General features: G+C 35.9%; 37 protein-coding genes and 1 tRNA gene. 37 read left to right on the forward strand and 1 reads right to left on the reverse strand.

Annotated elements, in window-relative coordinates:
- Window positions 1–73 precede the first annotated feature (73 nt).
- The 22 genes from IGL07_RS00280 (at window position 74) to IGL07_RS00385 (ending at window position 10,216) form a co-directional block, all read left to right on the forward strand.
- Window positions 74–280 (forward strand): helix-turn-helix domain-containing protein, encoded by a 207-nt coding sequence (locus IGL07_RS00280; protein WP_010824904.1) that lies wholly within the window; start codon window positions 74–76, stop codon window positions 278–280.
- Between the two features lie 37 nt (window positions 281–317).
- A complete protein-coding gene (locus tag IGL07_RS00285) occupies window positions 318–479 on the forward strand; it encodes a hypothetical protein (RefSeq protein ID WP_010824905.1) in 162 nt (53 codons plus the stop codon).
- A 36-nt stretch (window positions 480–515) separates the two neighbouring features.
- A complete protein-coding gene (locus IGL07_RS00290; RefSeq protein ID WP_438747457.1) occupies window positions 516–1,208 on the forward strand; it encodes a Rha family transcriptional regulator in 693 nt (230 codons plus the stop codon).
- Window positions 1,209–1,218: 10 nt separating this feature from the next.
- Window positions 1,219–1,404, forward strand: coding sequence for a hypothetical protein (locus IGL07_RS00295; protein ID WP_002411350.1), 186 nt, complete (start codon window positions 1,219–1,221; stop codon window positions 1,402–1,404).
- Window positions 1,405–1,415: 11 nt separating this feature from the next.
- Window positions 1,416–1,589 carry a hypothetical protein gene (locus IGL07_RS00300; protein ID WP_002381626.1) on the forward strand — a complete coding sequence of 58 codons (174 nt, stop codon included), beginning with the start codon at window positions 1,416–1,418 and terminating at the stop codon, window positions 1,587–1,589.
- Between the two features lie 199 nt (window positions 1,590–1,788).
- Window positions 1,789–2,112, forward strand: a complete 324-nt coding sequence (locus tag IGL07_RS00305; RefSeq protein WP_033600921.1) for a hypothetical protein — start codon at window positions 1,789–1,791, stop codon at window positions 2,110–2,112.
- Complete coding sequence (locus tag IGL07_RS00310) at window positions 2,105–2,791, forward strand: DUF1071 domain-containing protein (RefSeq protein WP_128437528.1); 687 nt, start codon at window positions 2,105–2,107, stop codon at window positions 2,789–2,791. Before IGL07_RS00305 ends, IGL07_RS00310 begins: the two co-directional genes overlap by 8 nt.
- A gap of 4 nt (window positions 2,792–2,795) precedes the next feature.
- A complete protein-coding gene (locus IGL07_RS00315; protein ID WP_438747225.1) occupies window positions 2,796–3,437 on the forward strand; it encodes a putative HNHc nuclease in 642 nt (213 codons plus the stop codon).
- Between the two features lie 3 nt (window positions 3,438–3,440).
- A complete protein-coding gene (locus IGL07_RS00320; protein WP_142954865.1) occupies window positions 3,441–4,301 on the forward strand; it encodes a helix-turn-helix domain-containing protein in 861 nt (286 codons plus the stop codon).
- Window positions 4,301–4,609 (forward strand): MazG-like family protein, encoded by a 309-nt coding sequence (locus tag IGL07_RS00325; RefSeq protein ID WP_002381633.1) that lies wholly within the window; start codon window positions 4,301–4,303, stop codon window positions 4,607–4,609. The genes IGL07_RS00320 and IGL07_RS00325 overlap by 1 nt, the downstream gene beginning before the upstream one ends.
- A complete protein-coding gene (gene ssb, locus IGL07_RS00330; protein ID WP_438747226.1) occupies window positions 4,599–5,126 on the forward strand; it encodes a single-stranded DNA-binding protein in 528 nt (175 codons plus the stop codon). Before IGL07_RS00325 ends, ssb begins: the two co-directional genes overlap by 11 nt.
- Window positions 5,127–5,137: 11 nt before the next feature.
- The gene (locus tag IGL07_RS00335) at window positions 5,138–5,467 is read left to right on the forward strand and encodes a hypothetical protein (RefSeq protein WP_202523117.1); all 330 of its coding nucleotides are present in this window, start codon (window positions 5,138–5,140) and stop codon (window positions 5,465–5,467) included.
- A gap of 19 nt (window positions 5,468–5,486) precedes the next feature.
- On the forward strand, window positions 5,487–5,693 hold the full coding sequence (locus IGL07_RS00340; protein WP_113793604.1) for a hypothetical protein: 207 nt from the start codon (window positions 5,487–5,489) through the stop codon (window positions 5,691–5,693).
- A gap of 53 nt (window positions 5,694–5,746) precedes the next feature.
- Complete coding sequence (locus IGL07_RS00345; protein ID WP_113793605.1) at window positions 5,747–6,511, forward strand: DNA-methyltransferase; 765 nt, start codon at window positions 5,747–5,749, stop codon at window positions 6,509–6,511.
- Window positions 6,512–6,782: 271 nt separating this feature from the next.
- A complete protein-coding gene (locus IGL07_RS00350; RefSeq protein WP_179114997.1) occupies window positions 6,783–6,944 on the forward strand; it encodes a hypothetical protein in 162 nt (53 codons plus the stop codon).
- Window positions 6,928–7,344: a YopX family protein gene (locus IGL07_RS00355; protein WP_438747227.1), complete on the forward strand. Its 417-nt coding sequence runs from the start codon at window positions 6,928–6,930 to the stop codon at window positions 7,342–7,344. Before IGL07_RS00350 ends, IGL07_RS00355 begins: the two co-directional genes overlap by 17 nt.
- Window positions 7,341–7,589, forward strand: a complete 249-nt coding sequence (locus IGL07_RS00360) for a hypothetical protein (protein WP_010773515.1) — start codon at window positions 7,341–7,343, stop codon at window positions 7,587–7,589. The genes IGL07_RS00355 and IGL07_RS00360 overlap by 4 nt, the downstream gene beginning before the upstream one ends.
- Window positions 7,590–7,602: 13 nt before the next feature.
- The gene (locus tag IGL07_RS00365) at window positions 7,603–7,815 is read left to right on the forward strand and encodes a hypothetical protein (RefSeq protein WP_010773514.1); all 213 of its coding nucleotides are present in this window, start codon (window positions 7,603–7,605) and stop codon (window positions 7,813–7,815) included.
- Window positions 7,812–8,321 (forward strand): DUF1642 domain-containing protein, encoded by a 510-nt coding sequence (locus tag IGL07_RS00370; protein ID WP_438747228.1) that lies wholly within the window; start codon window positions 7,812–7,814, stop codon window positions 8,319–8,321. The genes IGL07_RS00365 and IGL07_RS00370 overlap by 4 nt, the downstream gene beginning before the upstream one ends.
- Before the next feature lie 182 nt (window positions 8,322–8,503).
- Entirely contained in the window at window positions 8,504–8,704 is a 201-nt protein-coding gene (locus tag IGL07_RS00375; protein WP_002414920.1) for a hypothetical protein, read from the forward strand.
- A 389-nt stretch (window positions 8,705–9,093) separates the two neighbouring features.
- Window positions 9,094–9,510, forward strand: coding sequence for an ArpU family phage packaging/lysis transcriptional regulator (locus IGL07_RS00380; RefSeq protein WP_325826208.1), 417 nt, complete (start codon window positions 9,094–9,096; stop codon window positions 9,508–9,510).
- Window positions 9,511–9,952: 442 nt separating this feature from the next.
- Window positions 9,953–10,216 carry a hypothetical protein gene (locus IGL07_RS00385; protein WP_002357363.1) on the forward strand — a complete coding sequence of 88 codons (264 nt, stop codon included), beginning with the start codon at window positions 9,953–9,955 and terminating at the stop codon, window positions 10,214–10,216.
- Window positions 10,217–10,251: 35 nt separating this feature from the next.
- Here IGL07_RS00385 and IGL07_RS00390 read toward each other — a convergent pair whose 3' ends face one another.
- On the reverse strand, window positions 10,252–10,389 hold the full coding sequence (locus IGL07_RS00390; RefSeq protein ID WP_010773976.1) for a zinc ribbon-containing protein: 138 nt from the start codon (window positions 10,387–10,389) through the stop codon (window positions 10,252–10,254).
- Between the two features lie 66 nt (window positions 10,390–10,455).
- Here IGL07_RS00390 and IGL07_RS00395 point away from each other — a divergent pair.
- The 15 genes from IGL07_RS00395 (at window position 10,456) to IGL07_RS00465 (ending at window position 20,805) form a co-directional block, all read left to right on the forward strand.
- Window positions 10,456–10,528: transfer RNA gene (locus IGL07_RS00395), tRNA-Asn, on the forward strand.
- 905 nt (window positions 10,529–11,433) lie between these two features.
- Window positions 11,434–11,658: a hypothetical protein gene (locus IGL07_RS00400; protein ID WP_002404955.1), complete on the forward strand. Its 225-nt coding sequence runs from the start codon at window positions 11,434–11,436 to the stop codon at window positions 11,656–11,658.
- A gap of 52 nt (window positions 11,659–11,710) precedes the next feature.
- Complete coding sequence (terS, locus tag IGL07_RS00405) at window positions 11,711–12,544, forward strand: phage terminase small subunit (RefSeq protein ID WP_438747229.1); 834 nt, start codon at window positions 11,711–11,713, stop codon at window positions 12,542–12,544.
- On the forward strand, window positions 12,534–13,823 hold the full coding sequence (locus IGL07_RS00410; RefSeq protein ID WP_010824925.1) for a PBSX family phage terminase large subunit: 1,290 nt from the start codon (window positions 12,534–12,536) through the stop codon (window positions 13,821–13,823). Before terS ends, IGL07_RS00410 begins: the two co-directional genes overlap by 11 nt.
- A 15-nt stretch (window positions 13,824–13,838) precedes the next feature.
- Complete coding sequence (locus IGL07_RS00415) at window positions 13,839–15,338, forward strand: phage portal protein (protein WP_033626102.1); 1,500 nt, start codon at window positions 13,839–13,841, stop codon at window positions 15,336–15,338.
- Window positions 15,338–16,495: a phage minor capsid protein gene (locus tag IGL07_RS00420; RefSeq protein ID WP_438747230.1), complete on the forward strand. Its 1,158-nt coding sequence runs from the start codon at window positions 15,338–15,340 to the stop codon at window positions 16,493–16,495. The genes IGL07_RS00415 and IGL07_RS00420 overlap by 1 nt, the downstream gene beginning before the upstream one ends.
- Before the next feature lie 15 nt (window positions 16,496–16,510).
- A complete protein-coding gene (locus tag IGL07_RS00425) occupies window positions 16,511–16,702 on the forward strand; it encodes a hypothetical protein (protein WP_231411086.1) in 192 nt (63 codons plus the stop codon).
- A 96-nt stretch (window positions 16,703–16,798) separates the two neighbouring features.
- Window positions 16,799–17,368 carry a phage scaffolding protein gene (locus IGL07_RS00430; protein ID WP_063855942.1) on the forward strand — a complete coding sequence of 190 codons (570 nt, stop codon included), beginning with the start codon at window positions 16,799–16,801 and terminating at the stop codon, window positions 17,366–17,368.
- A gap of 2 nt (window positions 17,369–17,370) precedes the next feature.
- A complete protein-coding gene (locus IGL07_RS00435) occupies window positions 17,371–18,231 on the forward strand; it encodes a capsid protein (protein WP_231411085.1) in 861 nt (286 codons plus the stop codon).
- A gap of 96 nt (window positions 18,232–18,327) precedes the next feature.
- Window positions 18,328–18,732 (forward strand): hypothetical protein, encoded by a 405-nt coding sequence (locus IGL07_RS00440; protein ID WP_002408952.1) that lies wholly within the window; start codon window positions 18,328–18,330, stop codon window positions 18,730–18,732.
- Window positions 18,726–19,067, forward strand: a complete 342-nt coding sequence (locus IGL07_RS00445) for a putative minor capsid protein (protein WP_016618526.1) — start codon at window positions 18,726–18,728, stop codon at window positions 19,065–19,067. The genes IGL07_RS00440 and IGL07_RS00445 overlap by 7 nt, the downstream gene beginning before the upstream one ends.
- Window positions 19,067–19,393 (forward strand): minor capsid protein, encoded by a 327-nt coding sequence (locus IGL07_RS00450; RefSeq protein WP_231411084.1) that lies wholly within the window; start codon window positions 19,067–19,069, stop codon window positions 19,391–19,393. Before IGL07_RS00445 ends, IGL07_RS00450 begins: the two co-directional genes overlap by 1 nt.
- The gene (locus tag IGL07_RS00455; RefSeq protein WP_438747231.1) at window positions 19,393–19,791 is read left to right on the forward strand and encodes a minor capsid protein; all 399 of its coding nucleotides are present in this window, start codon (window positions 19,393–19,395) and stop codon (window positions 19,789–19,791) included. The genes IGL07_RS00450 and IGL07_RS00455 overlap by 1 nt, the downstream gene beginning before the upstream one ends.
- A complete protein-coding gene (locus tag IGL07_RS00460; protein ID WP_010784202.1) occupies window positions 19,791–20,270 on the forward strand; it encodes a phage tail tube protein in 480 nt (159 codons plus the stop codon). The genes IGL07_RS00455 and IGL07_RS00460 overlap by 1 nt, the downstream gene beginning before the upstream one ends.
- Window positions 20,271–20,340: 70 nt before the next feature.
- A complete protein-coding gene (locus IGL07_RS00465; RefSeq protein WP_438747232.1) occupies window positions 20,341–20,805 on the forward strand; it encodes a phage tail protein in 465 nt (154 codons plus the stop codon).
- The last annotated feature ends 35 nt before the right edge of the window (window positions 20,806–20,840 follow it).

A 20,840-nucleotide genomic window follows, 5' to 3' on the forward strand; every position in this document is an offset into this window, starting at 1 on the left:
TTGACATTCGGGAATCATCGATATATCATTAAAGCACATTCATGAATGAATAAATGTTAGGAGGATTATAAAAATGGAATTTGACTTCAACCGTTTAAAAGCTGAGAGAATCGCAAAAGGGTATTCTCAAGAAGAATTAGCAAAGAAATTACAATGGACACGAAGTGTATATACAAAACGTGAAAATGGTACAGTTTCATTGGGAGTTGACGAACTAGCAAAAATAGCAACAGCATTAGAAATGCCAGAATCTAGAATATCTATTTTTTTTACTCGTTGAGTTCCCGAATGTCAACAAAAGAGGAGGGAAGTGTGATATGAATCAAAAGTCGTCAGAAAAAGTAGATATCGATTTATTGGCACAAGCTTTTGCTGATGTTTTAACGCGACGTACTGGTATACAACATGTTTGTAAAATAAAAAGTAAAAGTGAATCTAAGAAAAGTGAAGGTAACAGTTATCAGAAAGAAGCTAACTAAAAATGAAGGGAGAAACAGAATATGCAATTAGTAATAATGAAAAATAAACAAGTGGTAACAAGTAGTTTACAAGTTGCTGAAACATTTAGAAAACAGCATAAACATGTTTTAGAAGCCATTGATGAATTAAAGCAAGGGCTAGCCGAAAATTCGGCAGACTTATTTTATGAAGATATATATGTTCACCCGCAAAACAAACAATCTTATCGCCAAGTTATCATGAATCGCGACGGCTTCACTTTATTAGCAATGGGGTTCACTGGTCAAAAGGCATTGCAGTTCAAACTGAAATATATTGAGGCTTTTAATCAAATGGAAAAAGAAATTCAACAGCCCAAACTACCAACTTCCAAAAGAGAACTAGCAATGCTTGCTTTATCAGCAAATGAAGAAACAAATGAGCGTGTAGATGTAATTGAAAAAGAAGTAGCCGACTTAAAAGACAATCAAAAAATCGGTGCAGATGATTATAGCTACTTATCACGTCGAGTTCATCAACGAGTAGCAGAAGTGGCAAGAGGATTTGGAAAAATTACAAAGGAACAGCGTGGAAAGTTATACAAAGATATTAATTCAGGTATTAAGCAAATTACAGGCGTGGGTACCCGATCACAATTAAGAGAAAAACATTATCCAATCGTGATTGAATATATCAACGACTGGGAGCCGTCGACAGCAACAAAAACAGTTGTAAGACAAATGAGTTTAGACTTAAACGACATAGCGTAGGGAGAATATTATGGCTTATACAACTGAACAAGAAAGTTGGATACTCAACCAAATCAAAAAAGAGCGTAAACAGCTACAAGATGATAGAGCAGCGCTTAGACAATCAGAACAACTGACCGAAGGAAAAGCCTATCAAATTGAAAGAGAACTTGAATTTTTAAGATACTTAGAGATTCAAAATAGAATGCATATTTAAGGAGAAATGAAATGAGAAAAATTTATAACTTAAGAAGAATTGCAGTGTTGCTAATCGTTTTCGGATTGGGGTTGATAGTAGGCGGAAATTTTAATCCGATTATCCAAAATGTATATATCGGCTTATTCATCATTTGGACACTGTTTTATGATCTGGCACTTGAAGATAGAGAGGTAAATAAATGACAAGGAAAGAAAAATTACAGCAAACAAAAAAACTTGCTGATTTATGGTACAAGCAACAAAAAAATAAAATATACATTGCGCAACAAAAAGAGCGCAGAGGTGTCGCATGACGACAAAAAAACGACTTAAGCCGGCAAGCAATAAGTCGCATACAAAAATTATACAAGAAAAATTATATCACAGAAATGAGGTCTTGTGAATGAATCGTAGTGAAGCAGATGCATTAGATCGATTTTTAACAGAGCCGCCTAAAAAGCAAAACAAGGAACAATATGAAAACGATGAAATTGATAGTACTGACTTTTTCGGAAATGAAATTGCAGATGAAGATGGAGTATTTCAGATGTGGTTTAAAATCTTTAAATATGATAAAAAAGCACAGCTAAAGTGTCATGAATTAACAGCTATTGTCACTCAAAATAGCATTGTAGATGTAATAGAAGAATTTGACCAACGGTATTTAGAAAAGATTGATTACATCGGTTTAGGCAAAGTATACAAGGAGGCACTATTAAATGACTGAGAAAAAGATTATTACAGATTTTCAGAAAATGACTGAAATAGATGTATCAAAACGTATACAACAAAAAGGAAAGTTCAATTATCTACCGTGGTCCGATGCTCACGAACTTATGAAGAAGCACGATCCAAATGCCATTATTTCTATTCGTGAGTTTGAACATTGGATGGTAGTTAAGGGAGATCGAAAAGAGTTTTTAGTATCAAAAGAATTACCATATCAGACAACAAATGGTGGTTCATATGTAGAAGTATCTGTTCTTTTTAAAGAAGTCGAAGAGACAGAAATATACCCTATTTTAGATTTTAAAAATAACGATGTAACATCGCCGACAATGACGCAGGTAAATAAAGCATTGAAACGTGCATTTGTTAAGGCGTTAGCAAAACATGGGTTAGGATTATATATCTATAGAGGTGAAGATTTACCAGAGCCTCCAACAATTGAAGTGAAAGACCTGGAAAAAACAGAAGCAGCATTATCAGCATTGAGCGAAATCGTTGGTTTTGATGCAACAGAAGAAATGATTAAGCGTTTAAATTTATGGATTGAAGAGAGCTATCCACAATTAGATAAAATAACAAAATTAGAACAAATGAACAAACAACATTATGGAATGATTGGCCGTCTAATCGCTCAAGCTACGAACCAAGCAGAAAAGGCAAAAAAAGAAAAGAAGTGATTGAGTGATTGGAAAAATCATAAACCACATAGGAAATAAATTGGTCATCGAATTTGAGGATGAAATAAATTCAAATTTTCTCGAACTTCTGGCTAATAACGATGATAATTTAGCGAAAGTTGAATTCTTAGATAATCGACAGATGTCTCAAAAACAGAATGCACTTTCTCACGTTCTAATAGCCGATGTGGCACGTTGGAGCTATGACGAACCTAAATGGATTGAAAGTGTCTTGAAATACTACTACGAGGCTAAGAGTGGTGTTTATTTTGAACATAGTAGAGCTACCAAGAATGAAGCGACTGAGTGGATCGGTTTCTTGATTGAGTTCATTTTGAAAAACGATATACCACTGGAAAAAAGATACCAATACTTGCTTGAAAATAACAAATGGTTTTATTACTGCCTGAAATATCGTAAGTGCTGTATTTGTGGTAAACATGCTGACGTTTGTCACATTGAGGTTGTTGGTATGGGTCGCAAACGTAAGAAAATCAGCCATGAAAATTTTACTTTTTATGCAGGTTGCCGTTTCCATCACCAAGAAGAACATCGTATTGGTACTAAGAACTTTTTGAATAAGTATCAAATAAAACCAGTCAAACTAAATATTGAGGAACGCAAGAAATTAAATATAGGAGGATAACCAATGAATGAACATAGAGGCTTTTATGCTATCATTCCAGCCATTGTCCGCTACGATAACCAATTAAATGGGAATGCAAAGCTATTATATGGAGAGCTGACAGCATTAGCAAATGAAAGAGGCTACTGTTGGGCAACAAATCAATACTTTGCCAGCCTATACAACGTTAGCAAACGGACGATCATATCATGGATGAAGCAATTAGAAAAACGAAAATATATAAAGATACAAGTCTTTTACAAACCAGATAGCAAAATTGTAGATCGTAGACATATCTATATATTGCCTTTTCCAACCGATACAGAATTCTACACCCCTAGTGAAGAAAATTTCATCACCTATGGAAAAAATCATCACGAGGGTGGTGAAGAAAATTTCACTACCCCTGGTGAAGAAAACTTCACAGAGAATAATACATTACTTAATAATACAGAGAATAATACAAAGAATAAAAAGAATAGTGTTGAGCCGAGCTCAACTATGCCTGAATTATTCGAAAAAGTTTGGCAAACTTATCCAAAGAAAACCAACAAGAAAAAAGCTAGAGAACAATTTTTAAAGAAGTTCAAGACGGAAGAAGATTTAGAGTCGTTTAAAAAAGGATATAAGGACTATCTTGCATATATTAAATTAAACGATTGGTATCACCCGCAAGAATTGTTTCGTTGGATACGTGATGATCGTTACAACGATGAATATGATCTGTCTCAAACAAATAAACTGCCAGCCTATTCTAAGGTGCCAATGAGACAAGAAAAGTTACCTGAATGGGCTAACAATCAGAAGCAAGAAGAAGAGAAACTTTCGTCAGAGGAACAAGCTGAGCTTGATAGACAAATAAAAGAATACTTGGAGGGTAAATGATGAATGAATTAGTTAAATTAATTGAGAAATGGGCAAGAGAAAAAAATCTAGATATCGCAGAGCCTGAGAAACAAATGCTAAAAGTGGTTGAAGAAGTCGGAGAAGTCGCAGCAGCATTAGCAAGAAATAATAAAAATGATTTAAGGGATGGTATCGGTGATGTTGTTGTGACACTAGTTATTCTCGCTATGCAAAATGATATGGATTTATATGAATGTCTGAACCAAGCGTATAACGAGATTAAAGATCGTAAGGGAAAAAATGTCAACGGTGTGTTCGTTAAGGAGAGTGATTTGAATGATAAATAATGTGGTATTAATCGGAAGGCTGACGAAAGATATAGATTTACGCTACACCGCAAGTGGTTCTGCAGTTGGAAGCTTTACTCTTGCTGTGAACCGTAACTTTACGAATCAAAATGGTGACCGTGAAGCAGACTTTATCAACTGTGTGATTTGGCGTAAGCCTGCTGAAACAATGGCTAATTATGCTCGCAAAGGAACATTATTAGGAGTTGTTGGAAGAATTCAAACTCGTAATTATGACAACCAACAAGGCCAACGTGTCTATGTGACTGAAGTTGTTTGCGAGAGTTTCCAATTATTGGAATCAAAAAGTACAAACGAGAATAGAAATAGCATTCAGACGTCACAGGATGACAGTACAAGCGTTCAAAATGATTTCGAGGGTAAATATACCACAAATCAAAACAAAGGCTTAAATCAGCAAAATAATAGCAAACAAATGTCGTTTGGCGGAGATGTAGATCCGTTCGCAGGCGCAGGTAATTCAATCGACATTAGCGACGATGATCTACCGTTCTAGGAGGTTAAAAAATGAACAGTGTAATTTTTGAAGATATAGCACGTATTCAAGCTGAAAAAAAGCAAAAGCGGAAAGAAATGCTCAAGCTAATGAATGAGAATCCGGACTGGTATAGACATCCTAAAAGCATGGTCTATCGTCAAATTAAAATGCTTGGTAAGAATATTGGTGAGCAAACAATGGATAAATCTAAACCAATCAGCTCAATTGATAAAGACAAGTTCACCATTCAAGAATATTTGTATTTGCAATGGATAGGATATTCAGTGAATGCAATCATAGAAGCGTTAGGAATGCCTAGAAACAAATTCTGGGAATATAAAGCTGAACATTTAAATTAGATTTATGAAATGAAAGTGAGTGTTCATTTTGCTGGAGATTTATTACACGCCAACATCCGCAATTATTGCGGATGCATTTGCTAAAACATATGAAGTAGTTTCTTTAGAAACAGCTAGAAATATTGCCAAGAAATTTAAGGCTAGTTTAAAGCAGAAAACGGACCTTTATGTGATTGAGGGAATTTTAATTTATGCTGGTTATAAAAATGAGCCAGTGAATTTATAGAAGGGAGTGGAGGTTTGTGGCCACAGTAAAGAATTCTTTACTCCTTTGAAATTATGCAGATAGAAACGAAAATACAATTATTTAACGATCATTTTCAAAATTATAAGCGATATGGAATACCCAAAGCACAACTAGTTATTGCAGACATTCCTTACAACCTAGGTAAAAATGCATATGCATCAAGCTCGGCATGGTATGAAGGCGGAAAAATTGAAAATGGAGAATCCGACAAAGCGAATAAAAGTTTTTTTGACACCGATGAGAATTTTAGAATTTCAGAATTTATGCATTTTTGCTCAAAAATGTTAAAGAAAGAACCGAAAGAAGTTGGAAAAGCGCCAGCTATGATAGTATTTTGCGCCTTTCAACAGCTTCAAATGGTGATTGACTATGGTAAAAAGTACGGCTTTAACAATCATATTCCACTAGTTTTTATTAAGAAATCCAGTCCTCAAGTATTAAAAGCGAATATGAAAGTTGTGGGAGCTACAGAATATGCGCTCGTTCTTTATAGAGAAAAACTTCCGAAATTCAATAACGACGGCCGTATGGTTCTAAATTGGTTTGAATGGGAAACGGATAACAGCTATCCAAAAATACATCCGACCCAGAAACCAATACCTGTTATTAAACGATTAATTGAAATTTTTACAGATTATGGAGATGTTGTAATTGATCCATGTGCTGGCAGTGGTTCTACGCTTAGAGCGGCTGCAGAACTTAATAGAAATGCTTATGGTTTTGAAATAAAGAAAGAGATGTATGAAGCTTCTCAGGAAAAAATGTTGTCAAATATCCCAATGGGGCTATTTATATGAACTGAAGAACAGCTGTCATTATTTTAGAAAGCGAGTGAAGAAGATGATTCCAAAGTTTAGAGCTCATAGCTGTTTTAAGCATCCATTATAGGGGATTGTTCAGAAAGTCTATGATAACTCGATACTCGGTAAAATAACTGTTGTTCAACGGAAAGACAAGGGAAATATAAGCGATAGTAACAATCAAATGATTATCAGTAAAAAATATGTACTGAACCAAATTAAGACTAAAAAAGTAGAGGAGTTTTTGAACATGAGAAAAAATTATAGATTGATTTACAAACAGTGTTTCATGGGTGAAGAATTGCAGGACACAATTATGAAATACAACAAGACAATTGCTGAGATGGAGCAATCAGTAAATGACTTGTACAGTGATCCTCATGTGTTTAGTGTTCGCTATGAAGAGGTGCAAAATGATACCGAAGTTTAAAGAGCGGGATACCTACGAGAAAGAAATGCTAGAAAACGTTACACCTTTGTTTGATGACTCGAATAGCATGATGGCCATAATTACGGATTTTCAGATTAAAGGCAGTCCTGGTACGTCTGAAATAGAGATAGGAAGTTATGATACAACTTTTAATTGGGATGAATTTCCTTATGTCATCATGCAATCAACAGGCTTGAAAGACAAGAACGGCGTTGAAATTTTTGAGGGTGATATTGGCTGGGATGACCATCTAGAAGTGCACGGACAAGTAATTTTTGAAAATGGTGCATTTAAATATGAGTGGGACAATATATCTGAGGATCTATTTGAAGTTACCGACGATATCGAGATTGTTGGTAATATCTACGAGAATAGTGAGTTATTGGAGGGATCGGAATGAGTTACGAAATAACGGACGACGAGAACATCAGTCATAATACACAACAAAAAATTATAGCGATTGACGGTAAATATTTATACAAAATTCATTTAGAAAAAGAAGCCTATCGTAAAAATGGAGAAACGGGCGTTGATTACACCTTGGATATTGAATGCGGCGAAACCGGCGTCAATGTACAAGCGGTGTTACCACACGAAGTCCTTTATGAATTAAATAAAATGATCGGCGACAGTCTGAAATTTTAGGAGGAAAACAGCTATGGTTATTAAACAAGGTGACAAAGTGAAGTATATTGGTACAGCAATTCCCGAATATACTGGAAAAATATTAGAAGTAAAAAAGGTAATTCCTTCAGGGTATATTCTTTTGTTTCCAGAAGAAGACAGAGGATTGATAGGAATTGAGGGATTCGGCGTATGGAAAAAAGAATCACTAATCTGTGGGTTTGATGAAGTGGAGGAGCAGCGATGAATAAACAAGAATTGATTGGTATTTTAGAAGGTTTAGAAGGTGATTCATTCATCGAAAAGTACAACGAAGGATATGACCAGGCAGTTCGTGACTGTTTGATTGCAGTAAAACAACTTGACGAACCGAAAAAAACTGTATTGCCCAAAAAGGCCGATGACTTTATCAAAGAAGGCGAAGGCCTAGGTTCTGATAAAGTTGATATTATTGATTCAGCAATTTCTTTCGCAAGAGCAATGCCAAATGATGAATTTTCTTTGTGGTTTAAGTCGAATAGAGATTTATTTGTTGATGCATTAGCTAACGGTTACGAAGTCGAGAAGGGACCTTTATATCACGTTTTATTACCAGGCAAATGGGCGACTAACACAGGATATACTTTTTTAAATTTAGCGGGAGCAATTGATTTTACGACATGTAAGGAAAAGGTGGATATGTTAACAGAACAAGAAATCAAAGCAGTTGATGAGCGCTATTGGCCGTTTGCTGTGAAGGTGGATGGTGAATAAATGAAACGCAACTGGAAAAGAGTAATAAATAAAGTTAGTGGCATTGCAATAATGATTCTTGTAGCAAAAGCAACCGTGAGCCATTTCGTGTATGGCAATGACATAACAAGCAGTGACCTTGTTTATTTCCTTTCATGCTCGTTTATTTTGGGATTAGGGCTATATTTAGGGGGTTCCAGCGTATGAGTTATCCAGAAGTTTTTATCTTAGGAAGGCAAGTTGATGGAGTGTATGTTGAGTACTTACATGGAGCAGAGAAAGCCGATTTATTTTTCGATTATACGATAGCTCGTGATGAAAGAAATCATATGAATAAAACCAATACAAAAGATGGCGAATGGAGAATTTTAAAATACGGGAGGCCAATTACATTGGAGTTTTAACTTATTGCAACTTTTTTACAATAACTAGCCGATTTTTTGCAAACAAAAAGCCAGCCGACCAATGGCTGACTAATGTGGTAGTTAGCACTTTTCCCAAGTAAAGTGCTAATAGTGCCAACAAATAAGGTTGACATTGTGTCTCTGGTGGAGACAGGAACTATCGATAACTGTTTTCCGCCAGTTATCATAGAAAAGGAGAAATTTATTTCAGAAATAAAATCCCCAAGAAAGTTAATATGATTATATCATGAGTAAATGTATTTGAAAATACTATCTCATAGTACGTATTGTAAAAAGTATATTTAGTAGAAAATAAAAAAAGCCAGATTGCTCCGGCTGTGAGAAATATTTTCGACATAGTTATTATACCACAAAAGGAGCGATTCCACTTGATTCAATTGCTAAAAGAAGTAGATTTTCGACAAACAAAAGCGAATGCCAGAAATGTGTTGAAGAATTTTAGACGTTTAGAGCGAATAGCTGGTCGCTCTTTGATAGATTTAAAATCACCAATTATTACAGATATGCCTAAAAGCCAAAGTCATGGGAACAAAGCAGAAGATGCGCTAGTACAATTAGCAGATGCAGAAGCAGAAAGAGACGAAATTTTATCTGCGCTTATGGCATTAAGCCTAACTAGCAGACAAATTTTGCATTATAGTTTCTGTGTGCAGGACCATTACTCTAATTACAAGATAGCTAGGGAAGTTGGATATTCCGAAAGAAGTATTCAACGAATGAAATCAGAGGCTTTAATTGAATTTGCCGAAGCGTATCGAAATGGAAAAATAATTGCATATAAATAAAATTTTTGGCGGTTTTTTGGCGGAAAGTTGGCGGTTTTTATCAATATTTAGGTGTTATTATGGTAGTGTCGAAAGATAAGGAGACGAGGGTAAGGCATGCATTACCTATCTTAGCTCCGTTTCACTTATCTTTTGAGGCTACCTATAAAAAATAAAGAATAAGGATGTGGAAAGTCCAGTTCTTTTGGTCTCGTTTAGTCGTAGGTAGCCAAATATTGCAATAAACTTGGCATTAAGCTTACACGTAGACGTACGCTGAAAGCACTTGTCAAGATAGCGGTATGTAGTTTGCAAATGATCACTCACAAATCAGACGTTCTCAAACTAAAAGAAATGGGGTGTAATTCCTCTCTCTTTTTTCTACAGGTTTGCGAGTGATATATTTTGGCGATTGCTAGCGTAGCTTATGTAAAATTAAAGACAGACAGAAAGGAAGATTTATATGTTATTGCAAATTGATAAGTTTAATAAAAAAGAATTAGAAGGTAAAGAAGCAGCGAAACTTTTAGTGGACTATATCGGAGGGGTTTCAGGGACTTCTTGTGATAGTAATGCAGTTAAAGTTTTTAACATGAGTAACCCGATTATCATTACATTTGGTAAGGAGCAAACAACTGCAATTAACCTGCCATATTACGAAGATTTTAAAATTGTTGCAGTATGGCTCTTAAATGATGAAGGTAAAACACTTCGTAAATTAATATAAAATAAGCAGTCCGTTAAAAGACTGCTTATAAATAATTATTTTCTATACTTTGTATTATCACATCTAGGACATGGCGGCAGTGTATCTGTTTTGTCATCTAATACAACTTGCTGACCGCAATTAGTACAAGTATAGGTGCCTTTGCCTGGCTTTTCACCTGTAGAATAAGTCATGTTATCACCTCCTTACTTGAAGTATACACCTTAGAATATAATTAACAATAGGAAGTGACATTTTGATGGAATATAGCTCAGTTGGTAGAGCATACGACTGTTAATCGTAGGATCATGAGTTCGAGTCTCGTTATTCCAGTAAGTAGCTATGCTACTTAAATAAAAAAATCGTCAATAAGTCAAATGTAACTACCTTTACGATCAGATGACGGTTAAGATTTTCCTTCCTATCTAAGGCTGCACTTTCACCGTGCAGTCTTTTTTTATACGTAAAAAAACCACTAGACTATGGAATCTAGTGGGTAGGTAGCAGACTATATTACAAAAAGATGGGTTTTCTAGGTGTAAATAACTGTTTCAGCATTTAAGGAGTTGCTACCCAAAAGCATTATAGCAAATTAATAGTGATAGACATTATCCAATTTATGTAAGAAATGACATATTTAGTACATAAAATTAATTAAGAATGTCTCTTTTAGTATGTAAAAAACCGCTAATATCGGAAAATTAGCGGATAGGCAGTTATAGTAAGACTTGTTGATAGAATTTTAAATCGCAAAATCTAAATTCATCAAGAAGGAATTCCTGCCTGTAAAAATTCTAACAAATATTAAAAAAATTGTAAAACATTTATGTGTTTGTTTTTTTTACATTAATTGCAATCGAGCTTCAGATGATGAGTTAGTAACTATGTTTACTGAACAACAAAAAAACCACCAGTGAAATTAATCATGGGTGGTTAGGTAGCTAGTACGATATGAGGAATTTCATGTGCAAGAAATTTTCTAAGGTATGTCGCTACCCGTAAATAAATTATAGCAAATCATTCATTAATTGTCTTGTCTGATGCATATAAAAACCGCTAGTGGTGACATACTAGCGGTTAGGTAGCTAATTGTGTGTCTTTTCATGGAATCATGAATTACATAAGGTGTTGATTTAAAAATAAAAGGAGTTGCTACCTAATAAAATTATAACAAATAAGAATGATGAATAAAAGAGATTGCCTTGATGGCTTCTTTTTTTGTTTGGAGGGAATGAAGGATGGATAATTATTGGTACATATCCCTGAACCACCATTATCCGAAACCCATGAAAAACCAACATAAACGGGTAGTAATGTCGGTGCAGATTAAGAAAGAATATTCCATCATTGAGATGACACGAGAAGCTACACCACAAGAAATTGACTATTGCAAGTTGGTATATTGCGGTCATGGGTGTTGGAGTGACAAACATGTACAAGAGAATGTAGAGAAGTATATTTGATTTACGAAAACAAACTCAACTATTGAAGCGAAAAGTGAGGTGGTGTTAATGGATGGCTAGAAAAAGAGACCCTCGTCGTGATGAAGCTAAAAAAATATGGCTAGATTCAGGCGGGAAAAAGGTTCTTAAAGAATTAGCTAGTGAACTAAATGTTTCTGATTCTCAAATCAGGAAATGGAAATCTGTTGATAAATGGGCGGAAGAATTAAAAGGTAACGTTACTAAATCGAATAGTAACGTTACCAATAAAAGTGGAGCGCCGCCAGGTAATAAAAATGCTAAGGGGAACAAAGGAGGTTCTCCTCCTAAAGGTAATAAGAACGCTATTAAAACTGGCGAATACGAAACAATATTTGCCGATATGTTATCTGACGAAGAAAAGGACATCTATTCTAATATGAATGATGATCCTTTTTTTATTTTGGATGAAGAAATAAGAATCCTGAAAATTCGCCAATATAGAATGCTTAAACGCATAAAAGATGCAGAGGCTGGCTTAAATGATGAAGAAGTTGAACGTTTGCAACAGCTTCGGAAAGTTAAAGAGCCATCGGCAATTGATGGGAAAATGGTTACTGTCAAAAGAGAAGTTTTGAAAGATGTACAAATAACTCGTAAGACATTTAGAAAGTTAGATGACATCTTAGCGATTGAAGATGCTTTAACACGAATTAGCAATCAGTTAACTAAAGCAATAAAACAACAGGAAGAACTAATTACTAGAGGCATTAAATTACAATTGTTAAATGCGCAAACAGAAAAAGCAGAAGCTGATGCAAAAATCGCATCTAATAATGCTGATAAGTTAACAGCTGGTGGAAGAGCTAACGAATTGTTAGAAGTTTTACTCAACGTTAAATCACGAGGTGTGAGCGATGGTAATTAATTTTAGTGATAAGCAAGTGGCGAACATTAATTTCAACACAAGCAAAGTGACCTTTGAATTAAACGAAGGCACTCCTCGTAGTGGAAAAACCACCAGTGATATATTTAAAATGGCAGACTTCTATTTACGCTCACCAGACCAGAACCATCTTGTGACTGCTTATAATCAAGAACAAGCTTTCCGAATGTTTATGGACGGTGACGGTTTAGGATTAATGCATATATTTGATGGCGTTTCAGATATTCGACATGATGAACATGGGGACCATTTGCTTTTATATGCACCTAACGGAGAAAAAAAGATTTATTACAAAGGCGGAGGTAAAATCAATTCGGTTGGTGCTATTACGGGCATGTCGTTAGGCTCAGTTACTTTCTTAGAATTTAACTTGCTGCATAAAGATTTTATTAATGAGTGCTTTAGACGTACTTTTGCTGCAGAATGGCGCTATCATTTAGGTGAACAGAATCCGCCAGCACCGAATCACCCTAATTTAGAATTGTTAGAACGTTTTGAGAAATCAGGACGTTTTTTATTTCGTCACTGGACACCAGATGATAATCCAATCTTAAGTGAATCAAGAAAGCAGCAGTTATACGATGAGTTATCAAGTAGCGAATATCTTTTAGAACGTGACTGGTATGGTCATAGAGTGCTACCACAAGGTGTTATTTACTCAATGTTCGGTAAGAACAACAAAGCAACCGAAATAAAAGGAAACATCATTGAAACGTTTTTTACTGCTGATGGTGGCCAAGCTGATGCAACTACCTGTGCATTTTGGGTTGTCACCTTCTATGATGGAAAATTTTATCTGTATCGTTTAGCAAACTACTATCATAGCGGAACGGATACGGGAGAAACAAAAGCGATGTCAATTTATGCAAAAGAGATTAAACAATTTGTTGAGTGGTGTTATACAAAATGGAACCATTTGCCACACTGGAATTATTTCTTTGTCGATCCTGCCTGTAAAACGTTACGTTCTGAGCTTGACTTAATAGGGATTATTACCGATAAAGCTGATAACAATAGGAAAGATAAAGTTTCAAGTAATGGTTTAAAAATAGAAGTCGGTATACAACGACTACAAAATACTATGACAAGTGGCCAATTTATAGTTTTAGAATGTGGAGAAGAATTTGACCACTATAATTTTGAAAAAGAAATCTCTATGTATGTGAGAAACGATAATGGATTGCCCGTAGATAAATATAATCATGCACTTGATGAAGCAAGGTATGGTAATAATTACTTTTATAAAACCTATATCGCCTAGAAAAGAGGTGTTTACATGTTTGACAAATTAAAAGCGATGTTCAGGATTGGAGGTGCAAAAATAGGTATGGTAGAAACACTTAATAGAATTACAGATCATCCAAAAATCGGAGTAAACACTGCTGAAATCGATAGAATAATGGACAACAAACGCATATATAAAAATAAGTTTCCTGATGTGAGCTACGTTAATAGTGATGGTATGCGTATGCACAGGGCTTTTCATTCATTAAATGTATCAAAAGTAGTTTCTCGCAAATTAGCTAAGCTAGTCTTTAATGACGGGTGTGCGATAAGCATTGATGATGATGAAGCGGACCAGTTTTTACAATCAGTTTTTAACGATAATAAGTTTCGTAAGAACTTTGGTGAAGAGCTGGAAGCAGGATATGCAATAGGAGGGCTTGTCCTACGTCCCTACGTAGACACAAAGACAAACAAAATAAAAATATCCTTTTGCCGAGCTGATACTTTTTACCCTTTACAGTCCAACACTAATGACATATCAGAAGCAGCTATTGCTACGATTACACAACAAACTGAAGGTAAGAAAAATGTTTATTACACACTTTTAGAATTTCATGAGTGGGAAAATAGCACTTACTATATCAGAAACGAATTGTATCGTTCAGAAGAACAATCTCAAACAGGTGTTAGGGTACCATTACCGACATTAGACAAGTACAAGGAACTAAAAGAAGAGTCTGCTTTAGTCGGATTTACTCGACCATTATTTGTCTATATTAAACTTGCTGGAAAAAACAATATAGATATTGATAGTCCATTGAGTTTAGGTATTATAGACAATGCGAAGCGCCAATTGATTGATATTAACGAAAAATACGATGAATTTATGAATGAAGTTGAAGAAGCGAGAAGAAAAATATTAGCTTCAGATCATTTCTTCAAAGTTAGATATGATGAAAAAGGGAATCCTATAAAACGATTTGACAGTAAGACATCTGTATATCAACGGTTGAAATCAGACGAGCCTTTTATTAGTGAATTTGTTCCTACGTTACGGTCACAGGAATTTATTGAGACAATTAATTTTATTTTACGCATTGTTGAATTACAAACCGGTTTTTCAAGTGGAACATTTAGCTTTGATGGACAATCAGTCAAAACAGCTACGGAAATCATCAGCGAAAATTCTGAGACTTTTTCTACCCGTTCAGATAATGTCTTAATTGTGGAAGAAGCATTAAAAGAATTAATTACAACTATATTCGAATTGGCCGCAGCATTTAATCTATTCAAATATTCAAAAGAACTAGGCATTAATATAGATTTTGATGACGGTGTTTTTCAATCTCAAGATGCCAAAGCTGATTATTACTCTAAATTAGTTACAGCTGGTCTTTCATCAAAACTAAGCGCTATTCAGAAATTAACTGGTGTGACTGAAAAAGAGGCCAAAAAAATAGTTTACGAGATTAGAGCAGAAACGTTAGAAATGGACTATCCAGAACAAGAAAGAATATCGGCGGAAAATGAACTAGGAGATGAGGAATAATGATTACACCTCATCAATTAGATTTATGGTCCTCTAATATGTCACACCTCTACCAATCGTTAGAGGGCGAATTAATACGAATCATCGCTAAGCGTTTAAAAAATGGGAGTGGTGACATATTAGATTGGCAAAGAGAAAAGTTACAAGAACTGCATTTATTTAACAAAGAAACAGCAAAAATCATTTCTCAAGTAACGGGAATTGCTGAATCTGAAATAGAACGAATGTTTGAAAGCACCGGGCAAAAGATTGTAAAAGACTTGGATAAAGAATTGCCGTATGACCCAAAGCCTATGCCAACGGATTTAGACAATATCATGAAAGCCTATCACGACCAAGTGTGGTCTGATATTAACAACTATGTAAACCAAACGTTGTTATCCACTAACTTTGGTTATGGAACAGTTACCACTCAAATGTACAATGAAATCATTAATAAGACAGTCGCTGCATTTAACAGCGGCTTATTTACGTTTGAGGAAGCGTTAGAACGTACATTGCAAGAATGGGCGCAAAAAGGAATTAAGTCCACTTTTATAGATAAAGGCGGGCACACGTGGAGTTTGGAAAGATACATTAGAACTGTTTTGAAGTCAACACTAGGAAATACCTTTAATCAGTTGCGAACAGACCGTATGGGTGAATATGGCGTTCATACGGTGCTTGTCACTAGCCATATGGGGGCTAGAAAAGCTTGTTCAAAGATTCAAGGACATGTGGTTGATTTACGCAGAACCGTTCCAAGGGGTAGCAAATATAAAAGTATCTACGATCCTTATTGGCAAGCTAAATATGGAACCGCTGGAGGCCATCGGGGAGTAAACTGCAATCATTTACACATCCCTTTTATTCCTGGCGTTAACACGAACAATCAACCGAAAGTTGATGCAAAAGAAAATGAAAAAGTCGCTCAATTGACTAAGCGTCAACGGCAACTGGAACGTCAAATCGTTAGGTTTAAAAAGAATCAAATGGTTTCCGAAGCATTAGGACAGACTGACAACGCCAAACAATGGCAACAGAAAGTAAGAGCAAACCAAGCGAAACTACGAGAACTAGTAGATTCTAATGAGTATTTAGGCAGAAATTATGCCCGTGAAAAAGTTTACACCCCAGTTAATACGTTGCTAAAAGATTTTCGTTACGATGATTTTTGAGAGGAGTTTTATAGAATGCTATTAAAATTTATTGCTGTTGTGATTGGGTTACCTATAATGGGTTGTTCACTGACAATCACTATCGCTTTAATTAGATACGGGTTTCAAATGAATATCGGGCCAAGCGATGATCCATACGATCAACTAGATGCCGAATACGAAGAATATTTAAAAAGAGAAGAAGAAAACAGGTCTAACTACCGTTAGGCTTTTTATTTTATACCTAGACCTGCTCGGAAGTCTCAAAAAGACGGCTCACAGTGGGAGTTGCCACTCAAAAAAACACTTAGGAGGAACAGATTTATGAAAAAAGAGGATTTAATCGCATTAGGCATTGAGGAAGAAACAGCGAAGTCTATCATGGCTTTACATGGTAAGACCGTCACGCAACTGAATGCGCAAGTAGCTACCGCAGAAAGTGAACGTGACAGCGCTAAACAAGAACTAAAAGCGAATCAAGAAGAATTGACGGCCTTAAAAGAATCAGCACAAGGCAACGAAGAGTTATCTCAAAATCTGGCCGATTTACAAGCGAAGTTCGATGAGGCGAAAACCAATTCTGAAAACCAATTAGCCGAACAACAAAAAGACTTTGCCATTCAATTGGCTTTAAAAGAAGCGAATGCACTTGATGAAACGATTGTTCTTGGTCTTTTAGATAAAGACACTATTAAAGTTGTTGACGGTAAGTTACAAGGCTTTGAAGAACAATTAAAGGGACTTCAAGAAAATAAATCATTCTTGTTTCAAGAAGCAAAAGACCCTGAACCAACTCCGCCAACGCCTCAAATTTTGGCTGGTGGAAATCCTGCAGGCAATGCAGCAGGTGGAAAAAGCATTGTACAAAAAATTCAAGAAAGATTAGGTGAATAATTATGGCAGTAGTATTAGATTCAGAAGATTTAGCAACAATTGATAAAGAATATCGCGCAGATTCCCAAGTATGGGATATTTTGACGCAAGGCGCAAAAAGTATCACTGCAGCTGATTTTGTAGGCGTGAACGAAGTACGAGTGAATAAGATGTCAGGATTCATGGAAGCAACGCAATACAAACGTAATGGGGAAAATGCACGTAACCAAATTGATATCGCCAAAGAAACAATCAAATTAACGCATGAAGACTGGTTTGGTTATGATGTTGATCAATTAGATCAGTCTGAAAGTGCAGCGTTAACGATTAATAACATTGTGACAGAACACAAGCGTTTAGTCACTGTACCGCATCGTGACAAAGTAGCAGTACAAGTTATGTTTGATAATGCTGAAAAAAAAGTGAATGAAACATTAACAGAAGACAATATTTTAGCGGCTTATGATGCTGCAGAAGAATATATGACAGACAACGAAGTTCCTGGCGGATATGTAATGTTCGTTTCGGCAGCAACCTATCGCTTGCTAAAAAATGCCAAAGGGGTAACAAAATCATTTTCTACTAACCAAATGGCAATCAATGGTATTAATCGCACAGTAGCTCAAATTGACGGTGGCGTGCCCATCTTAAAAGTGGCGAAAGACCGTTTCTCAGGTGTGAACATTGAAGATAAATTAAACTTTATCATTGTTCCTTTAACTGCAGTTGCGCCAATTGTCAAATATGGGACAGTTGATACTGTGCCAGCTTCGCAAGACCGTAGTGGTTACCGTGATACAATTAAAGGTTTGGATTACTATGATGCAATTGTATTTGATAATGCGAAAAAAGCTATTTATGTGTCATATGTCCCAAAAGCGTAGCCCCGAAAGTTGGTAAACTAACGCCGACAACAAGCGGGGTAGTTATTGAAATGGAAGAAGGAGCTTAGTCTCCTTCTTTTTTAGGAGGAATCTAAGATGTCCTATATTGATTTTGAAGAGTTTAAAGAGCTTACAGGCGCCACAGATGAATATAAAGATAACTTTGACAAATATTTAGTAAAAGCCACCGCAGCAATTGATAATGTAACGAATTACTTTTATCAGTTCAATGATATAACGAAAGATTCTAGGCAATTTAGAGTGAAACAGTTTAAACTCGCTCTGTGTGCGCAAATAATGTATTTTGTCGATGTTGGTGCGGATACGTATGAAAGTATCAACAATGCCCCTCAAAGCTTTTCAGCAGGCCGTACGAGTATTTCTAATGCCAGTCGCTACAATCCTTCTGGAAATAACGAAAGTAAGTCGTTGACTGCCGAAGACGTTTATTTGTATCTGGAAGGTACAGGTTTGTTATATCGAGGTGTTTCGTCATGCTAATGCCAAAGCCACCCAAAAAGTTCTTAGTTGATTCCTTTGAGTATAAAGAGTACTTAGGGGAGGGCGATTGGAACAAGCCAGTATACAAGGAACCAGTTCTTATTGAGTATTGCCGGATTGACAGAGGAAGCCAATATACCTTTTCATCAAGCGGTAAACAATTGCTTTATAACGGATTGATTTTCTGTTATCAGGAATTGACTACGCCTTTGCCTGACTTCAAAGAACAATCATTGGTTATTTACGATGGCAAGGAACACGTGATCACTAAAATTGATACCGTAATTGAAGCCTATTCGAATAATGTCTACTCGTATGAAATTGAGGTGGTCTGATGGGGATTAAGGTAAATTTAAGCGGTGTACGAACCAAAGTAAGCCCCGATGCAATGAGACGAGGCAGATATGCGTTAGGTAATCAAGCGATGGCAGATATGAACCAATTTGTACCACGAAAGAATAATATTTTAAGGCAAAGCGTTCATTTATCAAGCAATGGTGAAAAGATTATTTACGGCACGAAATACGCGAAACGTCAATTTTATTTGAACGGAAAAAAATATACCACACCAGGTACTGGGCCAAGATGGGATTTAAAAGCAAAAGGCGCTTATCTAAATTCATGGAAACGGGCTTTTCTGAAAGGAGCGGGTATTAAGTAATGGATTTTCTTGATTGTTTAAATGAAAAGATAAACCAGATTCCTAATTTGCCGTTAAATATCCGGAAAGGATACCTTTCAGCACTAGAAAGTTTAGTGATATACCCATTACCGGGCGGTAAGGTAGAAACCGAATATTATGACGGAATCAAAGACGAGTTGTTAAACTATGAAATTGCCATGAAATCAAAAGACGGTAATAAGTTAGAGCATACGTTGTGGCTTCTTTCAGATGTATTAGAAAGTATTGAAGAATTATCAAGTAAAGATGGCTCTTTTGAGTGTAATAATTTAATGATAACGAGCAAACCGTTCATTAATGAAGCTGATGAACAAGGTTGGTTCGTTTTTTTATTAGATTTTCAAGCAAAATTAACCACATTTAAGGAGGAAAATTAATGTTATTAAAAATGAATATTCAAATGTTTGCACGGAACAAAAATGCAAAACGGCAGCATTTTATTGCTGAGTATGTACCTGGGAAAGAAACAACACCAACTACCGAGTTAGAGTGGAAACGTCTTGCCAAGTACATTAGTTCAATTGGCGATGATACCGATGAAGAAACGGACGATGCAGGTTTCTATGATGGCGATGGTACACCAGAAACTACAGTGACTTCTGTTTCTGGTGCTTATAGTCCTGAAGGATTTTATGACCCAGAAGATCCCGCACAAAAATTAATTGCAAGTAAAAAATACAAAATTGGAGAAAATCGTAAGATTTGGCATAAAATTATTATGACGAATGGCGATACTTATGTAGGGCGTGCAACAGTAACAGATATTGTCGCTGGTGCAGGAGATGCGACAGAGTATGAAGATTTCAGCTGCACGATTACCTTTGATACCTTACCTAATATCACCCCAAAAGTATAACCCCAGTAATCGGTAAAATGACTCCGACTAAAACTGGGGTAATCATTGAAATGGAGAAAGGAGAATAAGAATGGCTAGAGAGTATATTGTTTATAAAGGTGAGGAAGTCATTGTTCCGGCTAGTCCAAGCCCTCTAGAAATTACAGGTATTGAGCCAAACACCGACGTTCCATCAGGAACATACAAAGTAGGTTTTGCAGACGGCGGCGAAAAAGTAGATGTACCGTCATTTAAAACATCGCCAATTGCTGTAACAGGCTTAGAGTTTTCTCCTAAAACGTCCACAGCAAATGCGGGTACTGCAGGTAGCCGACAAATCACAGCAACTGTTTTGCCTGAAAATGCTACAAATAAAAAAGTAAACTATTCTATTACGCCTGTAACAGAAGGCCTTGCTGTCTCTGAAACAGGTAATATTACTTGGACAGAAACGGTACCAGTTGGTACTTATGTTACCGAAGGCGAAACAGAGGATGGTAAGAAAACAGCACAACATACCTTAACACTTAATAATCAAGCATATATACGAAAATAAGGGCAGCTATTTGGCTGTCCTTATTTATGGAGGTA

The sequence above is a fragment of the Enterococcus sp. DIV1368f genome, from assembly GCF_051712245.1.
Lineage (GTDB): Bacteria > Bacillota > Bacilli > Lactobacillales > Enterococcaceae > Enterococcus > Enterococcus faecalis.

What these genes read in the sequence shown, in the direction of transcription:
- IGL07_RS00425 (WP_231411086.1), top strand. Translation starts at nt 16,511, where the DNA reads ATGCTATTAAAATTTATTGCTGTTGTGATTGGGTTACCTATAATGGGT.
- IGL07_RS00435 (WP_231411085.1), top strand. Translation starts at nt 17,371, where the DNA reads ATGGCAGTAGTATTAGATTCAGAAGATTTAGCAACAATTGATAAAGAA.
- IGL07_RS00460 (WP_010784202.1), top strand. Translation starts at nt 19,791, where the DNA reads ATGTTATTAAAAATGAATATTCAAATGTTTGCACGGAACAAAAATGCA.
- IGL07_RS00400 (WP_002404955.1), top strand. Translation starts at nt 11,434, where the DNA reads ATGGATAATTATTGGTACATATCCCTGAACCACCATTATCCGAAACCC.
- IGL07_RS00305 (WP_033600921.1), top strand. Translation starts at nt 1,789, where the DNA reads ATGAATCGTAGTGAAGCAGATGCATTAGATCGATTTTTAACAGAGCCG.
- IGL07_RS00285 (WP_010824905.1), top strand. Translation starts at nt 318, where the DNA reads ATGAATCAAAAGTCGTCAGAAAAAGTAGATATCGATTTATTGGCACAA.
- IGL07_RS00445 (WP_016618526.1), top strand. Translation starts at nt 18,726, where the DNA reads ATGCTAATGCCAAAGCCACCCAAAAAGTTCTTAGTTGATTCCTTTGAG.
- IGL07_RS00310 (WP_128437528.1), top strand. Translation starts at nt 2,105, where the DNA reads ATGACTGAGAAAAAGATTATTACAGATTTTCAGAAAATGACTGAAATA.
- IGL07_RS00390 (WP_010773976.1), bottom strand. Translation starts at nt 10,389, where the DNA reads ATGACTTATTCTACAGGTGAAAAGCCAGGCAAAGGCACCTATACTTGT.
- IGL07_RS00300 (WP_002381626.1), top strand. Translation starts at nt 1,416, where the DNA reads ATGAGAAAAATTTATAACTTAAGAAGAATTGCAGTGTTGCTAATCGTT.
- IGL07_RS00280 (WP_010824904.1), top strand. Translation starts at nt 74, where the DNA reads ATGGAATTTGACTTCAACCGTTTAAAAGCTGAGAGAATCGCAAAAGGG.
- IGL07_RS00450 (WP_231411084.1), top strand. Translation starts at nt 19,067, where the DNA reads ATGGGGATTAAGGTAAATTTAAGCGGTGTACGAACCAAAGTAAGCCCC.
- IGL07_RS00320 (WP_142954865.1), top strand. Translation starts at nt 3,441, where the DNA reads ATGAATGAACATAGAGGCTTTTATGCTATCATTCCAGCCATTGTCCGC.
- terS (WP_438747229.1), top strand. Translation starts at nt 11,711, where the DNA reads ATGGCTAGAAAAAGAGACCCTCGTCGTGATGAAGCTAAAAAAATATGG.
- IGL07_RS00455 (WP_438747231.1), top strand. Translation starts at nt 19,393, where the DNA reads ATGGATTTTCTTGATTGTTTAAATGAAAAGATAAACCAGATTCCTAAT.
- IGL07_RS00370 (WP_438747228.1), top strand. Translation starts at nt 7,812, where the DNA reads ATGAATAAACAAGAATTGATTGGTATTTTAGAAGGTTTAGAAGGTGAT.
- IGL07_RS00430 (WP_063855942.1), top strand. Translation starts at nt 16,799, where the DNA reads ATGAAAAAAGAGGATTTAATCGCATTAGGCATTGAGGAAGAAACAGCG.
- IGL07_RS00290 (WP_438747457.1), top strand. Translation starts at nt 516, where the DNA reads ATGAAAAATAAACAAGTGGTAACAAGTAGTTTACAAGTTGCTGAAACA.
- IGL07_RS00415 (WP_033626102.1), top strand. Translation starts at nt 13,839, where the DNA reads ATGTTTGACAAATTAAAAGCGATGTTCAGGATTGGAGGTGCAAAAATA.
- IGL07_RS00355 (WP_438747227.1), top strand. Translation starts at nt 6,928, where the DNA reads ATGATACCGAAGTTTAAAGAGCGGGATACCTACGAGAAAGAAATGCTA.
- IGL07_RS00465 (WP_438747232.1), top strand. Translation starts at nt 20,341, where the DNA reads ATGGCTAGAGAGTATATTGTTTATAAAGGTGAGGAAGTCATTGTTCCG.
- ssb (WP_438747226.1), top strand. Translation starts at nt 4,599, where the DNA reads ATGATAAATAATGTGGTATTAATCGGAAGGCTGACGAAAGATATAGAT.
- IGL07_RS00325 (WP_002381633.1), top strand. Translation starts at nt 4,301, where the DNA reads ATGAATGAATTAGTTAAATTAATTGAGAAATGGGCAAGAGAAAAAAAT.
- IGL07_RS00295 (WP_002411350.1), top strand. Translation starts at nt 1,219, where the DNA reads ATGGCTTATACAACTGAACAAGAAAGTTGGATACTCAACCAAATCAAA.
- IGL07_RS00345 (WP_113793605.1), top strand. Translation starts at nt 5,747, where the DNA reads ATGCAGATAGAAACGAAAATACAATTATTTAACGATCATTTTCAAAAT.
- IGL07_RS00375 (WP_002414920.1), top strand. Translation starts at nt 8,504, where the DNA reads ATGAGTTATCCAGAAGTTTTTATCTTAGGAAGGCAAGTTGATGGAGTG.
- IGL07_RS00410 (WP_010824925.1), top strand. Translation starts at nt 12,534, where the DNA reads ATGGTAATTAATTTTAGTGATAAGCAAGTGGCGAACATTAATTTCAAC.
- IGL07_RS00440 (WP_002408952.1), top strand. Translation starts at nt 18,328, where the DNA reads ATGTCCTATATTGATTTTGAAGAGTTTAAAGAGCTTACAGGCGCCACA.
- IGL07_RS00360 (WP_010773515.1), top strand. Translation starts at nt 7,341, where the DNA reads ATGAGTTACGAAATAACGGACGACGAGAACATCAGTCATAATACACAA.
- IGL07_RS00385 (WP_002357363.1), top strand. Translation starts at nt 9,953, where the DNA reads ATGTTATTGCAAATTGATAAGTTTAATAAAAAAGAATTAGAAGGTAAA.
- IGL07_RS00335 (WP_202523117.1), top strand. Translation starts at nt 5,138, where the DNA reads ATGAACAGTGTAATTTTTGAAGATATAGCACGTATTCAAGCTGAAAAA.
- IGL07_RS00420 (WP_438747230.1), top strand. Translation starts at nt 15,338, where the DNA reads ATGATTACACCTCATCAATTAGATTTATGGTCCTCTAATATGTCACAC.
- IGL07_RS00365 (WP_010773514.1), top strand. Translation starts at nt 7,603, where the DNA reads ATGGTTATTAAACAAGGTGACAAAGTGAAGTATATTGGTACAGCAATT.